This is a genomic window from Aeromonas sp. DNP9 (assembly GCF_001728955.1).
In the GTDB taxonomy this organism is placed as follows: Bacteria; Pseudomonadota; Gammaproteobacteria; order Enterobacterales; family Aeromonadaceae; genus Aeromonas; species Aeromonas veronii.
Genome location: NZ_LYSQ01000001.1, coordinates 84,437 through 99,283, shown reverse-complemented (window position 1 = coordinate 99,283; position 14,847 = coordinate 84,437). Strand labels below are relative to the sequence as shown.

Below are 14,847 nucleotides of genomic sequence, written 5' to 3'. Positions count from 1 at the left end.
TGGAAGTTTTGTCCGGCAATAGCTTCTTGTTAAATAGTGATATCTATAATTTTCGCAGAGATCAATATTTAGCTAGATAAAAAAATTGTCAAATTTTAAAAGTTGTTCAAGCATTTTTTTGCATCTGAAGAAATTTGTCAAAAATAGCAGAAAATGACTGTCCCTTGGACTCGCTGGCCGTCCAATATGCGGTCCATTTAATTTGCTTCAAATCACTGATCAAAGAAGTTATATCGTCTGCTGGAGCGTCTATCATGTAGAGCTTTCGGAGTGTTTCTTCTCGTGGCTTTCCACCATTCGTCACTGGACCGAGCCTAATAAGGTAAATTTTTTGTGCTTCTTCAATGTATTCTCGACAATGATCTTTAACTGCATTTTTATGCTGCTTTATTACTTCGACCTTATTTTTCAAAGGTATAGTTACTGGAATGTTATCATTCAGCCTGGTGAGAAACCTTCCCAAGTCAAACGCTGGAGTATTTGGACTACCCTGTATACCTAATTCTTCTCTAATTTTATGCTCATCATTTATATCCAGACGAATCTTAAAGTCACCCGCATTTTTGTGGTTTCCGAGCAATTTAAATCGCAACATCGTTTGAGTGCGAGCTAGAAAAATAAAAAGCTCCAGATCCCCCCACTTGATATTTCCTCGTGAGTCTGTTTTTAAGAAAAAAAAGAAGACAAATCTTCCTTCTCCTTCTTGCAACGCGAAAGCAATTGATGGCTCATGGCGCTGAAGCGCCTCAAGAAAAGTAGGATGTAAGCCTGTAAAGTTGAACTCGACCATCTAAATAATTTCTCCTATTATTAAGTTTTCCATCTTGGTATTTAACGGAGTTGCGCTTAAGCTGCGGGCGCAAGAGACCGAGAGGTTCACAACATATGACAAATGCAGGCGACCAACCGCAACGGATCACCTTCGCGCTCGGTCTGCTCGTGCCATTGCCAAATTACACCAAGCTACCACACGACAGCCTCCAGTTTGTTGCCTTTGATCCACGCTGTTTCCCTAGCTTGACTCATAAGTAACCCCAAAAAGGTCGTCTCCAAACGACTATCATAGCGAGCAAGGCAGATAAGCAAAAGCAGATGATGATAATTTGCGGAGCAAGATCAATAAATTAATCGATAAGTACCAATCCTGACCACGCATCAGAGGCTCTAGATGGTAGATAAAGAAAGACGCCCTAAGGCGTCTTTCTTATTGCTGGGTGTTAGATCAAACCGGTTAGGCGATCTCCGCCTGCCCCACCACCCAATCAAATCGGGGTAATGGAAGTGATATGGGCATCCCCGTCCAGTGATTTGAAGATCTGTACCACGGCTTCGCCATGGATCGGTTTGGCAAGCGGCACAGTGCTCTTGCACTTGAAGCGGTAGTTGGTGCCAGCCACCACTTGAGTGGAGACTTCAAAGGGTACGTACTGCACCCCGACAAATCCTTTCAGCGCCTGATCAAATACCGCCTGATCCTCGGCGGTCAGCTTGTGATATGCGGTCCATCCACCCACCAACACTGCTTGTTCTGACATATCAAACTCTCCGTGCTCTATGATCCCGACTCGTTTGGCCGTTCGGGCTGCGCCCCGTTGATTCAAGTGGTTTCCGGTCTCCACCGGGGTATCGTCACTGCCGGTTGGCGCGATGACGATGGGCAAATTTGCGCAGCTATCTGCAACTGGATCAGCCCTCCCCCCAGCCACAAGCCGCTGTTGACAGCGGGCTCAATTGGCATGAGAGAGCCTAGTGCGGGATGGCAAAAATGCCCCTGTCACATATGACAGGGGCAAAGTGGCAAAAAAGCTGCTCTAAAAAAGAAGATGTGTTGCGCAAACGATTGAGAAAAGAAAAGACGCCTCAAGGGCGTCTTTTTGCATTTTTATGCTCGAAGGGCAGAAGGGCGCGCGCCGCTTATTCCCATTCGATGGTTGCGGGCGGCTTGCCGGAGACGTCGTACACCACGCGGGAGATACCGTTGATCTCGTTGATGATGCGGTTCGATACGTGACCGAGGAAGTCGTACGGCAGGTGAGCCCAGTGGGCGGTCATAAAGTCGATGGTTTCGACGGCACGCAGGGCAATAACCCAGTCATATTTGCGACCATCGCCCATCACGCCAACGGAGCGCACCGGCAGGAAGACGGCGAACGCCTGGCTGACCTGGTTGTAGAGGTCGGCTTTGCGCAGCTCTTCGATAAAGACCGCATCGGCGCGGCGCAGAATATCGCAGTACTCTTTCTTCACTTCGCCAAGGACGCGCACACCCAGACCCGGGCCCGGGAACGGGTGACGGTAGAGCATGTCGTAGGGCAGACCCAGCTCGAGGCCAACGCGGCGCACTTCGTCTTTGAACAGCTCGCGCAGCGGCTCGACCAGACCCATCTTCATCTCTTCCGGCAGGCCGCCGACGTTGTGGTGAGACTTGATGACGTGGGCCTTGCCGGTCTTGCTGGCAGCGGATTCGATCACGTCCGGATAGATGGTGCCTTGCGCCAGCCACTTGGCGTTTTTCAGCTTTTTCGCTTCATCGTCAAACACTTCGACGAAGACGCGGCCGATGATCTTGCGCTTGGCTTCCGGCTCTTCAACGCCGGCCAGGGCAGAGAGGAAGCGCTCTTCGGCATCGACCTTGACGATGTTCAGACCAAAGTGGTCACCAAACATCTCCATCACCTGGGTGCCTTCGTTCAGGCGCAGCAGGCCGTTGTCCACGAAGACGCAGGTGAGGCGATCGCCGATGGCGCGGTGCACCAGCATGGCGACCACGGAGGAGTCGACACCGCCGGAAAGACCGAGGATCACTTCATCGTCACCCACCTGCTCGCGGATGCGGGCAACGGCGTCGTCGATGATGGTGGCCGGGGTCCAGAGGCATTCGCAGCCGCAGATATCTTTGACGAAGTGCTCCAGCATGCGGGCACCCTGACGGGTGTGGGTCACTTCCGGGTGGAACTGCACGCCGTAGAAGCGCTTGGCTTCATTGGCCATGGCCGCGTGGGGGCAGGTCGGGGTCTGGGCGATGGTGGTGAAGTCGGCCGGAATGGTGGTGACCTTGTCACCGTGGCTCATCCAGACATCCAGCAGGGCATTGCCGTTGTCGGCGATGGCATCTTCGATGTTGCGCAGCAGTGCGCTGCTCTTGCCAGCCTCGCCCAGCACTTCCACCTTGGCGTAACCGAATTCACGCTCGGTGGAGGATTGCACCTTGCCACCCAGCTGCTCGGCCATGGTCTGCATGCCGTAGCAGATACCGAACACAGGGACACCGGCGTTGAACACATACTCGGGGGCGCGCGGGCTGCCCGCTTCGGTGACGGACTCGGGGCCGCCGGAGAGGATGATGCCGCTGGGATTGAATTCGCGGATCTGCTCTTCGGTTACGTCCCAGGCCCACAGTTCGCAGTAGACGCCGATTTCGCGTACACGGCGGGCGATCAGCTGGGTGTACTGGGAACCGAAGTCGAGGATAAGGATACGGTGCTGGTGAATGTCTTTAGTCATTTTATTCCTGCATCAGGCTGATGTTGTCACAAAGGGCACGGGATAAAAAAAGGGTGGAAAAACGGGGCGCAGGGCCCCGTTTTATCAGCCCATCCGATAGTTGGGGGCTTCTTTGGTAATGGTCACATCGTGGACGTGGGACTCTTTCATCCCGGCGCCGGAGATGCGCACGAACTCAGCTTTGGTGCGCATGTCGTCGATGGTGGCGCTGCCGGTCAGGCCCATGGAGGAGCGCAGGCCGCCCATCTGCTGATGGATGATCTCTTTGAGGCGACCCTTGTACGGCACGCGACCTTCGATGCCTTCCGGCACCAGCTTGTCGGCGGCATTGTCGGTCTGGAAGTAGCGGTCGCTGGAGCCTTTGGACATGGCGCCCAGAGAACCCATACCACGGTAGGATTTGAAGGAGCGACCCTGATAGAGCTCGATCTCGCCCGGTGCTTCTTCAGTACCTGCGAACATGGAGCCCACCATGACGCAGCTGGCGCCCGCGGCAATGGCCTTGGCGATGTCGCCGGAGAAGCGGATACCGCCGTCGGCGATAACCGGAACGCCAGTGCCTTCCAGCGCATCAACGGCATCGGAGATGGCGGTGATCTGGGGCACGCCCACGCCGGTCACGATACGGGTAGTACAGATGGAGCCCGGGCCGATACCGACCTTGACGGCGTTGACACCGGCAGCAACCAGTGCCTTGGCGCCAGCGGCGGTCGCCACGTTGCCACCGATGATCTGCAGATCCGGATAGGCTTCGCGGGTGGCTTTGATGCGATCCAGCACGCCCTGGGAGTGCCCGTGGGAGGAGTCGATCAGCAGCACGTCAACACCGGCTTCCACCAGCGCGGCGACGCGCTCTTCGTTGCCGGCACCGGCACCAACGGCAGCACCGACCCGCAGACGACCCTTGTCATCTTTACAGGCGTGGGGCTTGCGCTCGGCTTTCTGGAAATCTTTAACGGTGATCATGCCCTTGAGTTTGAAGTCGGCGTTCACCACCAGCACTTTTTCGATACGGTGCTTTTGCATCAGGGCAACCACCTCTTCGCGAGGGGCCCCTTCACGCACGGTGACCAGACGATCTTTCTGGGTCATGATCTGTTCAACGGTCTGGGAGAGGTCAATCACGAAGCGCACGTCACGGCCGGTGATGATACCGACCAGCTGATTGCCGTCAGTCACCACAGGGTAACCGGCGAAGCCGTTTTTGTGGCTCAGCTCCTTGATTTGGGCGATGGTCATGTCAGGGCGCACGGTGACGGGGTCAGTCACCACGCCGCTCTCGTACTTCTTGACCTTGCGCACTTCGGCAGCCTGCTGCTCGATGGACATGTTCTTGTGGATAAAGCCGATACCGCCTTCCTGGGCCAGTGCGATAGCCAGACGGGCTTCGGTCACTGTGTCCATGGCAGCGGAGATCATCGGGATGTTCAAGCTGATGGCGGAGGTCAGCTTGGTACGCAGATCGGCAGTATTGGGAAGAACTTCGGAGTGGGCGGGAACCAACAGTACATCGTCGAAGGTTAACGCTTCTTTGGCAATCCTGAGCATGGCAATATCTCACCGTTGAGGAAGTGGGGGTGTAAAATATTGCCGACGAAGTTTACTCACGGATTGGTCACTGGTAAAGAAGTTTTTTGAATTTTTTATGGCGTAGCCCTCATTTAGGAGGCCAAAACGCCAAAAAACCAAGATTATCAGTACGAAAACCGCCATTTCGGGGCAAAAGAGTTGGCTAGCCGGTGATTTATGCAAAACCGGTAGGTGCCGACGCAGCTCAACCCCCATGCAACGGGATGATCGACAGGGGCTCAGGGGGCAAGCGGCCTCTGACCCCCCTCCCCTTGTCTTGTGTCCTTGTATTGTCTCTTGCCCTCGCGGCGACCACTCGCACCGGTATCATTCTCCCCTCAATCGCCTTTGCTCGGTCTGGATAATAAATTTAGCCCGCTGCCAATATATATTTCCCGGCACAACAAGGGTTGCCTATCTATATTATTTTCGCCCCACCATCCGCAGCAAGGTATTATCTTTATCCAGCAGATGATGTTTCAACGCCCCGACAATGTGCACCAACAAAAATGCCAGCATGACATATGGCAAATAAATATGGATTGTGTGGGCAATATCCCGAACGGATTCACTGAATGGAATCACATTGGCAGGATCACGGATATCTGGATTCATCGGAATAATAGACCAGCCAAATATCACAACACCTCGGCCAGCCGCAGCAGAATAACAGAGACCGGACACCGGAATAAGCAGCGTTGACATCAGCAAAACCCAGTGGATCGCCCTGGCTGCCAATGCCTCGTAAACAGGATATTGACGCACAGGCTCAGGCCACCCTTTAACAAGGCGGAGAATGGCGCGGGGCAGGATCAAGATCAGTGCAATCACCCCCAGAGATTTATGCAGGGCATAGAGATCCCATATTTCAAATTTCACCATCAGATAGCCCACAAGGGTCAGGCCAATCATCAGCAAGGCAACCGACCAGTGCAGCAAACGGGTCGTCAAACTTAAGTGGGTTGAGGGATTCATAAGCTACTCAAAACAGGGGGCGAGTGAACGCTGGTCAAGATGGTGGCGCCGTGAACATCAGCAGCACCTGAGAGATCAACGGCATCTAGGCAAGCCGCAACGCGGCCAGATGCGGGCAAGCGCGAGGGCTTTTATCGGGAGCCATACTGCCTGCCCGAATAAACGGCAGCGTTTCCAATCTTGCTTTTCTGCTGCTGGCGCCTCCTGCTTAACGCCCTCCCCTTGTTTCGGGTTAAGATAGCGGCCATCGTTTTATCCCGGCCCCGCCGGAGCAGACCACAGGTACGCCATTGAACCGATTTACCCCATCCAGTGCGGCGAGCGGCCGCGAGCAGCAGGTCTTTACCGTCACCCGCCTCAACAGCGCCGTGCGCATGATCCTGGAGCAGGATCTGGGGCTGGTGTGGCTGACCGGCGAGCTCTCCAATCTGGCGATGCCAAGCTCCGGCCACTGGTACTTCTCCCTCAAGGACATGTCGGCGCAGGTGCGCTGCGCCATGTTCAAGGGCAACAACCGGCGGGTGGCCTTCCGCCCGCAGGATGGCATGCAGGTACTGGTGCAGGCGCGGGTCTCCCTCTATGAGCCGCGCGGCGACTACCAGCTGATCATCGAATCGATGCAGCCTGCAGGCGATGGCGTGTTGGCGCTGCGTTTTGAAGAGCTCAAGCGCCGCCTCGGGGCCGAGGGGCTGTTTGACGAAGGCCGCAAGCGGCCGCTGCCCCGTGAACCACGGGCGGTGGGCCTTATCACCTCCGCCACCGGCGCGGCTTTGCACGATATGCTCACCGTGCTTAAACGGCGCGCGCCGGATCTGCCGGTCTTTATCTACCCGACTCAGGTACAAGGCAGCGCCGCCATCAGCCAGATCGTCGCGGCTATCGCCAAAGCGAACCAGCGCGCCGAGGTTGATGTGCTGATCGTCGGGCGCGGCGGCGGGTCGCTTGAAGATCTCTGGTGCTTTAACGAAGAGGCGGTGGCCCGCGCCATTGCCCACTCCGCCATACCTGTGGTGAGCGCGGTAGGCCACGAGGTGGATGTCACCATCAGTGACTTTGCCGCCGACTTGCGCGCCCCTACCCCGTCGGCTGCCGCCGAGCTGGTAGCGCCGGACAATCAGGCCCGCATCCAGCGCCTCGCCCACCTCAAGCAGCGACTGCTGCAGGCGATGAGTCGCCAGCTGACCGCCGCACGCCACGATTTCATCCTGCTGCAAAAGCGGCTCGACCATCAGGATCCGAAGCGGCGGCTGGAGCAGCAATCCCAGCGCCTCGACGAACTCTCCACCCGTTTGCAACAGCTATTGCGCCAGCGGCTGCATCAGGGTGAGCGGCGCCTCACCAACCTTGAGCTGCGCCTGCAGGGCAAGAGTCCGGAGCGCTTGCTGGCAGCTGGCAAGCGCCGCCATCAGCTGGCCGAGGAGCGGCTCTATGCCCTGATTGCCAAGCGGCAAGATCTTGCTAGTCACCGCCTCGCCATGCTCACCGCCCGCCTCGACGGGGTGAGCCCGCTCGCCACTCTGGGGCGCGGCTACTCCATCACCCGCACTGCGCGTGGTGAAGTCATCAGCCGCGCCGATCAGGTCAACAGTGGCGATCAGCTCCTCACCACCCTGGCGCAAGGAAGCCTGCAGGTGCGGGTCGAGGAAGTTATCAAAGACTCTGCGCAGTAGGTCGGCTGCATCAAACCACCAACCAATCTGCTATTCAGCCCGGCAATCAGCCAAAAACAAAGGCCACCACCGCAAACACGGTGGTGGCTTTTTTTTATCGGGTGCTGCCGCCCGCTCACCCCTTGGCGCGGCGGGCGACCAGGGTGAACTTGTAATCATCGCTCTTGAAGAAGTTGCGACTGAACTCGAACACGGTGCCATCTTGCAAGAAGCCGCGGGAGACCTTCTCGATGATTGGCTTAGCAGGATCGATACCGAGCGCCTCCACCACCTGCGCCGAGGGGAGCACCGGAATGATCTCCTGCTCGCTGCGGTCAATCACCAGCTGCTTCACCTCTTCGATGTAGTGGTACTTGGAGCCCTGCATCACCGCATAGCTGAGATCGGGGAAGAGGGCGAGCGGCATCCAGGTCTCCTCCAGCGTTACCGCGATCTGGCGAATAAAGCGCACCCGCTTGACGTAGTAGACCAGCGCCCCTTCCAGCAGATTGAGCCGCTCGGCCAGCTCGCGGCTCGCCTTGATCACCTCGAAGGCAAGAATGTCGCTGTGAGTCTCGGCCGCCGGATCAGTCACCTTCTCGTAGAGGCTGGTGAGCTGATAGATGTCGTAGTTCACCTTCTCCTGCCGCACGTAGCTGCCGCTGCCCTGAATGCTCTCGATGACGTTGAGTTCGGTCAGCTGCTTGAGGGCCTGACGCACCGTCACCCGGCTCACCCCGAACTGCTCGCGCAGCTCGGCTTCGGTGGGCAGAGCATCGCCGGGGGCCAGCTCCCCTTGCGCAATCCACTGCTGGATGGTGTCGGCTATCTGGCGATACATGGGTTTTTTCGACACGAAAGGCCACCTCGTCGGCTCTGCGCCATGATAAATGGAAGAGGCGCCATTCTACCCCAGTTGCCCGGTAGACAAAACGGCTCGGCCTCATTTGACCTAACAAATCATCTTGACCAAACAATACAAAAACAATACAAATAATGAATTGTATGATACCACTCACAAAAATCAGTCGGCCGGTTTGTTAGCATCGCTGTCACTTTCACCATGACGGCTTGCTGGCAAGCCAACCTGACAGAGGATCATCATGAATCTGACCAGTCTTACCGGCCCCCATCTCATCACGTTGCAAACCCGGTTTGCCGATCGGGATGCGGCCATTCATGCTCTGGCTGATCGGCTCGATCAGGCCGGCAAGCTGCACGACAAGGCTGCCTTTCTAGCTGCAGTCATGGCCCGCGAGGCGCAGGGCCCCACCGCCCTTGGCGAAGGGCTTGCGGTACCTCACGGCAAGTGCGATGCGGTGCGCGAAGCGGCCTTTGCCGTCGCTACCCTGAGCGAGCAGCTGGGCTGGGAGGGGATCGACGGCCCCGAGCCGGTCAACCTGATCTTCATGCTGGCGATCCCGACCGATCAAGCGGGCTCCACCCATATGCAGCTACTCACCACCCTCACCACTGCCCTGGTGGATGACGATACCCGCGAGGCGGTGCTGGCGGCCCAGAGTGCCGAGCAGCTGATGGCGCTGCTCGATGGTGAAGGGGATAGCGGCAAGCAACCAGCAAAAGAAGACAACTTAGATACAAATCAACCCACAGTGGTCTGTGTCACCGCCTGTCCGGCGGGGATCGCCCACACCTATATGGCTGCCGAGTATCTGGAAAAGGCGGGGCGCAAGCTGGGCATTCGGGTATTGGTCGAGAAGCAGGGTGCCAACGGCATCGAGGATCGCCTGCCGCAAGAGGCGCTTGATGCTGCGGTAGCCTGCATCTTCGCCGCCGAGGTGGCCATCAAGGAGCAGGAGCGTTTTGCCGGCATCCCCCGGATCGAGACGCCGGTGGCCGAGCCCATCCGCCATGCCGAGCGGATCCTGAATGAGGCGCTGGAAGCGGCCAAGGCCGGTCGCACCGCCGCGACGCCCAACACCAGCCAAAGCGACGCGCAGACCGGCAAGAAGGTGAGCCTCAAGACCGAACTCAAGCAGGCGCTGCTGAGCGGCATCTCCTTTGCCGTACCGCTCATCGTGGCAGGCGGTACCGTGCTCGCCGTCTCTGTGCTGCTGGCCCAGATCTTCGGCCTGCAACATCTGTTTGACACCGAGAACTCCTGGCTCTGGATGTACCGCAAGCTGGGCGGCGGCATGCTGGGCACCCTGATGGTACCGGTACTGGCGGCCTATACCGCCTACTCTCTGGCAGACAAACCGGCGCTGGGCCCGGGCTTTGCGGCGGGACTGGCCGCCAACATGATTGGCTCCGGTTTCCTCGGTGGCGTGGTCGGCGGTCTTATCGCCGGTTACCTGATGCGCTGGGTCAAGCAGCATGTGCGCCTTAGCCCCAACTTCAACGGCTTTCTCACCTTTTACCTCTATCCGGTGATCGGCACTCTGGTGGCGGGCAGCCTGATGCTGTTTGTCATCGGCCAGCCGGTGGCCTGGCTCAACAACAGCCTCACCGAGTGGCTCAACGGCCTCTCCGGCACCAATGCGCTGGTACTGGGCGCCCTGCTCGGCTTTATGTGCTCGTTTGACTTGGGTGGCCCAGTCAACAAGGCGGCCTACGCCTTCTGCCTCGGCGCCATGGCCAACGGGGTCTACGGCCCCTACGCCATCTTCGGCGCGGTCAAGATGGTCTCGGCCTTTACCGTCACCTTCTCCACCCTGCTGGCGCCGCGCCTGTTCCAGACCTTCGAGATCGAGACCGGCAAGTCCACCTGGCTGCTGGGGCTGGCGGGGATCACCGAGGGCGCCATTCCGATGGCCATCGAAGATCCAATCCGGGTGATCGGCTCCTTCCTCGCAGGCTCGGTGGTCACCGGCGCCATGGTGGGTGCCATGGGGATTGGTCTCTCCACCCCGGGGGCCGGCATCTTCTCCCTGTTCCTGCTCCACGATGGCGGCCATGGCGCCCTGATGGCTGCCGCCGTCTGGCTCGGTGCGGCGCTGGTGGGCACCCTTATCTCCACTGTGGTGCTGATCGGCTGGCGCCGTCACGCCATGCAGCGCGGCACCTATCAGGTGGTTGCCGCAGAGTAAGGCTCATCTTCACCACCACTTTTTCAACAGACTATTTTTCCGCACGGCAGGCAAGGGCCGCCGTGCGTCAGCAAAGGATCATTGTCATGACAGTTTCACGAGTTCACATCACGCCGCACATGCACTGGGATCGGGAGTGGTACTTCACCACCGAGGAGTCCCGCATTCTGCTGGTCAACAACATGGCGGAGATCCTGGCACGGCTTGAATCCGACCCCGACTACAAGTTCTATGTGCTGGACGGCCAGACCGCGGTGCTGGAGGATTACTTCGCCATCCAGCCCGAGAACAAGGCCCGGGTGAAGGCGCTGGTGGAAGCAGGCAAGCTCATCATCGGCCCCTGGTACACCCAGACCGACACCATGCAGGTGAGCGGTGAGTCCATCCTGCGCAACCTGCTCTACGGGATGCGCGACTGCCTTAGCCTTGGCGAGCCGATGAAGATCGGTTACCTGCCCGACTCGTTCGGCATGTCCTCCCAGTTGCCCCACATCTTCAACGGCTTCGGGATCGATCGGGCCATGTTCTGGCGCGGCTGCTCCGAGCGTCACGGCACCGACAAGACCGAGTTTCTCTGGCAAAGCAACGATGGCAGCGAGGTGACCGCCCAGGTACTGCCCCTCGGCTACGCCATCGGCAAGTACCTGCCGGAAGATGAGGCGGGTCTGCGCAAGCGGCTCGAATCCTACTTTGAGGTGCTGGAGAAGGCGTCGGTGACCAAGGATATCCTGCTGCCCAACGGCCACGACCAGATGCCGCTGCAACAGAACATCTTCGCCATCATCGACAAGCTGCGCGAGATCTACCCCCAGCGTGAATTCCACATGAGCCGCTTCGAGCAGGTCTTCGAGCGCATCGAGGCGTGCCGCGACCAGCTGGCTACCCTCAAGGGGGAGTTCAACGACGGCAAATACATGCGGGTACACCGCACCATCTCCTCCACCCGGATGGACATCAAGCTGGCCCACGCCGCCATCGAGAACAAGATCGTCAACATCCTCGAACCGCTGGCGAGCATCGCCTGGGCGCTCGGCTTCGAGTACCACCACGGGCTGCTCGAGAAGATGTGGAAGGAGATCATGAAGAACCACGCCCATGACAGCATCGGCTGCTGCTGCAGCGACAAGGTGCATCAGGAGGTGATGACCCGCTTCATTCTGGCCGATGACATGGCCGAGAACCTGATCCGCTTCTACATGCGCAAGATTGTCGACAACATGCCGGTGGCGCTCTGCGAAGACGGCGTGCAGGTGGCCGACAAACTCTGCCTCTTCAACCTGATGCCCTTCCCCCGTCAGGAGGTGATCAACACCAGCATCCGCATTCGTGCCCAATCCTTTGCCCTGCGCGATGAAGCAGGCCAGCCGGTCCCCTACTTCATCCGCGCCAGACGCGAGATTGATCCGGGTCTGGTAGACCGACAGATCGTTCACTACGGCAACTACGACCCCTTTATGGAGTACGACATCCAGCTCTGCCATCCGCTGCCGGCCATGGGCTACTGCACCCTCCATATCGAGGGCAACCAGCCGGGACTGGAGCAGCCGGTGACGGCCAGCGGCGAGCTGCTGGAGAACGATTTTTACCGCATCGCCCTCAATGACAACGGCACCCTGCAGATCCTGGATAAACTGCGCGGCACCACCTTTGATCAGGTGCTCACTCTCGAAGAGGGCTCCGATGATGGCGACGAATATGACTACTCGCCATCGCGGGACGAGTGGCTGCGTTACTCCACCGAGTTTGCGGTGACCCGTGAGGTCACCCATGAAGCGTGGCAGAGCACCGCCACCCTCAAGCTTCGCATGGCCTTGCCTGCCAACCTCGCCGAGCGGGCCAGCCGCCAGTGCAGTGGTCACCTCGATGTCACCTGCCGCATCACGCTGGCGCATCAGAGTCCGCGCATCGACATCGAGCTGGAACTCGACAATCAGGCCGATGATCACAGGGTGCGAGTGCTGATCCCCACCCCCTTCCCGAGCGACACCGTGGTTTCCGATAACCAGTTTGGCTGCATCACCCGCCCCACCCGCGACAGCGCCATGGCGAACTGGGAGGCAGAAGGGTGGAAAGAGGCCCCCATTCCGGTCTGGCAGCTGATGAACTTCGTCGCCCTGCAAGATGGCAAGCAGGGGCTGGCGGTGCTGAGCGATGGTCTGCGCGAGTTTGAAGTGATTGGCGAGCAGTGTGACACCCTGGCGCTCACCCTGCTGCGCGGGGTCGGCGTACTCGGTAAAGAGGAGCTGCTGCTGCGCCCGGGTCGCCCCTCCGGCATCAAGCTGCCGACCCCGGACTCCCAGGTGCGTGGCAAGCTCAGCTGCCGTTTCAGCCTGCTGGCGTTTGCCGGCGATCACATCAGCGCCAACGTGATGCAGGCGGCGCGCAGCTACCTCACCCCGGTGCGCTGCTACAACAAGATCCCGTTCGATGCCATGAAGCTCAACAAGGCGAGCTTCACCACCCCGCTGCACTTCAGCCTGCTCACCATGGACCCGTCCGGTCCGGTGCTGAGCGCCCTGAAAAAGGCAGAGGATGAAGAGGCGCTGGTGATCAGGGTCTACAACCCGAGCGAACAGGCGGTGCTGGAGGGAGGCAAAATGAGCAGCGAACACACCTTAAGCGACTGGCAAGCGGTGCGGATGGACGAACAGCCCCTGCCCCTTGAACTGGCCGCTGGCGAATTTGGTGAGCTGGCGCCGTGCCACTCCCGCAGCGTGCGCTTTCGGGTGGCTCGCGGCTAACCGCCGGTAACACCCACAGGTAGCAACAGGCGGGGAAGAGTCATCCCCTCCCCGCCTGTTTATCCCTCAGGCAGGCCTATCCTGCTTGATAAAGACATAAAAAATCCCCGCCAATTGGCAGGGATTTTTATTGGGTTCTGCTTCATCCCGCAAGCGGGAGAGCCCGCTTAGCTGGCCTTGCGCAGGATCTGCTCAAGGTAGTCGGCGAAGCGGTGACCGTGATGCTCCAGCAGTTTCGGGAACATGGAGATGGAGGTCATGCCCGGGAAGGTGTTGATTTCATTCAGCAGGATCTCCCCCTCCTCGGTCAGGAAGAAGTCGATGCGGGAGAGATGGGTCAGTTTCAGCTGACGGAACGCCTTGAGGGCATACTCGTGAATAGCTTCAGCCTGCGCCTCGGTCAGCCCCTCTGCACGCAGTGCAGTCTCGGTATGGCTGGCACTGCTGTACTTCTCTTCATAGGTGTAGAACTTGTCCTGCGGCACGCAGATCTCGCCCGGATAAGTCGCCACCAGCTCGTCACCGTACTGGTAAACCGCCACTTCCAGCTCGCGCGGCTTGACCGCTTTCTCGATCAGTACCTGTTCGGAGTAACCGAAGGCATCGGCAATGCCTTTCACCAGATCCGCTTCGTTGCTGGCGGAGTAGCAGCCAACGGAAGAGCCCTGGGAAGCGGCCTTGATAAAGACCTTGCCCCACTTGGCCAGCGCAGCTTTGGCCTCGGCGAGCGCCGCCTCATTTTGCTCGGTCAGGAACAGATAGGGGGTGTTGGGAATGCCGATGGCGGAGAGCCACAGCTTGGTGCTGATCTTGTTGAAGCAGATCTTGCTCGCCTCGGCATCGCAACCGAGATAAGGCAATCCGGCCAGTTCGAGGAAGGATTGCAGATCGCCGGTCTCACCCGGGTAGCCGTGGATGCAGGGCACCACGTAATCCACCGGACGGGCCACGCTGTCAAACGAAAGCAGCTTGTCGAGCCCCAGCTTGCACTCGCGGCCATCGGCACTGAGCCAGCGATCGGCGAACATCTCGACGCGGGTCACTTCGACACCGGGCAGAAGGCCCAGTTGTTGCTCGAGGAAATTGGCGCTGCGCAGAGAAACTTCGTGCTCGGAGCCACCGCCGCCGCACAGCAGCAAGACATGCATGTTCTTCATTAGATGTGATCCCTTGGGAAAAGCGGCCTCGTCATGACCATTTGATAAGCCAACCACCATAAAAACCGGACGAAGCCAGATACGAACATAAGTGCGCGCCAGTGTAGCAAGGGAGATCAACCCTTGTCAGCTGATGGGAGACCCATGACCCCACTTCTTGCAGTGAAAAGTCTCCCCTGTGTCAAAATCGGGACACATTGCC

The 14,847-nt window shown here is 58.6% G+C and carries 10 protein-coding genes; 3 read left to right on the top strand and 7 right to left on the bottom strand.

The features are described from left to right. Positions 1-106: 106 nt before the first annotated feature. From A9G06_RS00425 to A9G06_RS00405, 5 genes are all read right to left on the bottom strand, one after another. Positions 107-790, bottom strand: a complete 684-nt coding sequence (locus tag A9G06_RS00425; RefSeq protein WP_069553906.1) for a hypothetical protein — start codon at positions 788-790, stop codon at positions 107-109. Positions 791-1,262: 472 nt separating this feature from the next. Continuing rightward, complete coding sequence (locus tag A9G06_RS00420) at positions 1,263-1,535, bottom strand: hypothetical protein (RefSeq protein ID WP_005337011.1); 273 nt, start codon at positions 1,533-1,535, stop codon at positions 1,263-1,265. A gap of 379 nt (positions 1,536-1,914) precedes the next feature. Continuing rightward, a complete protein-coding gene (gene guaA, locus A9G06_RS00415) occupies positions 1,915-3,504 on the bottom strand; it encodes a glutamine-hydrolyzing GMP synthase (protein WP_069553905.1) in 1,590 nt (529 codons plus the stop codon). Positions 3,505-3,588: 84 nt separating this feature from the next. Continuing rightward, positions 3,589-5,052, bottom strand: coding sequence for an IMP dehydrogenase (gene guaB / locus A9G06_RS00410; RefSeq protein ID WP_041207517.1), 1,464 nt, complete (start codon positions 5,050-5,052; stop codon positions 3,589-3,591). Positions 5,053-5,496: 444 nt separating this feature from the next. Beyond that, a complete protein-coding gene (locus A9G06_RS00405) occupies positions 5,497-6,048 on the bottom strand; it encodes a cytochrome b (RefSeq protein ID WP_069553904.1) in 552 nt (183 codons plus the stop codon). A gap of 290 nt (positions 6,049-6,338) precedes the next feature. Between A9G06_RS00405 and xseA the strand changes: the two genes are divergently transcribed. Beyond that, on the top strand, positions 6,339-7,718 hold the full coding sequence (gene xseA, locus A9G06_RS00400) for an exodeoxyribonuclease VII large subunit (RefSeq protein ID WP_069553903.1): 1,380 nt from the start codon (positions 6,339-6,341) through the stop codon (positions 7,716-7,718). A gap of 115 nt (positions 7,719-7,833) precedes the next feature. Here the strand turns inward: xseA and A9G06_RS00395 are convergent, their stop codons facing one another. Then, positions 7,834-8,553: a GntR family transcriptional regulator gene (locus A9G06_RS00395; RefSeq protein WP_069553902.1), complete on the bottom strand. Its 720-nt coding sequence runs from the start codon at positions 8,551-8,553 to the stop codon at positions 7,834-7,836. 247 nt (positions 8,554-8,800) lie between these two features. Here A9G06_RS00395 and mngA point away from each other — a divergent pair, with 247 nt between their 5' ends. After that, positions 8,801-10,747 (top strand): PTS 2-O-a-mannosyl-D-glycerate transporter subunit IIABC, encoded by a 1,947-nt coding sequence (mngA, locus tag A9G06_RS00390; protein WP_069553901.1) that lies wholly within the window; start codon positions 8,801-8,803, stop codon positions 10,745-10,747. An 86-nt stretch (positions 10,748-10,833) separates the two neighbouring features. Continuing rightward, positions 10,834-13,488: a mannosylglycerate hydrolase gene (gene mngB, locus A9G06_RS00385; RefSeq protein WP_069553900.1), complete on the top strand. Its 2,655-nt coding sequence runs from the start codon at positions 10,834-10,836 to the stop codon at positions 13,486-13,488. 167 nt (positions 13,489-13,655) lie between these two features. Here the strand turns inward: mngB and A9G06_RS00380 are convergent, their stop codons facing one another. Then, entirely contained in the window at positions 13,656-14,645 is a 990-nt protein-coding gene (locus A9G06_RS00380; RefSeq protein WP_042055738.1) for a D-alanine--D-alanine ligase, read from the bottom strand. Positions 14,646-14,847: the final 202 nt, after the last annotated feature.

Excerpts from the sequence above, each read along its gene's own strand:
- A9G06_RS00425 (WP_069553906.1), bottom strand. The coding sequence starts at position 790 with ATGGTCGAGTTCAACTTTACAGGCTTACATCCTACTTTTCTTGAGGCG.
- A9G06_RS00420 (WP_005337011.1), bottom strand. The coding sequence starts at position 1,535 with ATGTCAGAACAAGCAGTGTTGGTGGGTGGATGGACCGCATATCACAAG.
- guaA (WP_069553905.1), bottom strand. The coding sequence starts at position 3,504 with ATGACTAAAGACATTCACCAGCACCGTATCCTTATCCTCGACTTCGGT.
- guaB (WP_041207517.1), bottom strand. The coding sequence starts at position 5,052 with ATGCTCAGGATTGCCAAAGAAGCGTTAACCTTCGACGATGTACTGTTG.
- A9G06_RS00405 (WP_069553904.1), bottom strand. The coding sequence starts at position 6,048 with ATGAATCCCTCAACCCACTTAAGTTTGACGACCCGTTTGCTGCACTGG.
- mngA (WP_069553901.1), top strand. The coding sequence starts at position 8,801 with ATGAATCTGACCAGTCTTACCGGCCCCCATCTCATCACGTTGCAAACC.
- mngB (WP_069553900.1), top strand. The coding sequence starts at position 10,834 with ATGACAGTTTCACGAGTTCACATCACGCCGCACATGCACTGGGATCGG.
- A9G06_RS00380 (WP_042055738.1), bottom strand. The coding sequence starts at position 14,645 with ATGAAGAACATGCATGTCTTGCTGCTGTGCGGCGGCGGTGGCTCCGAG.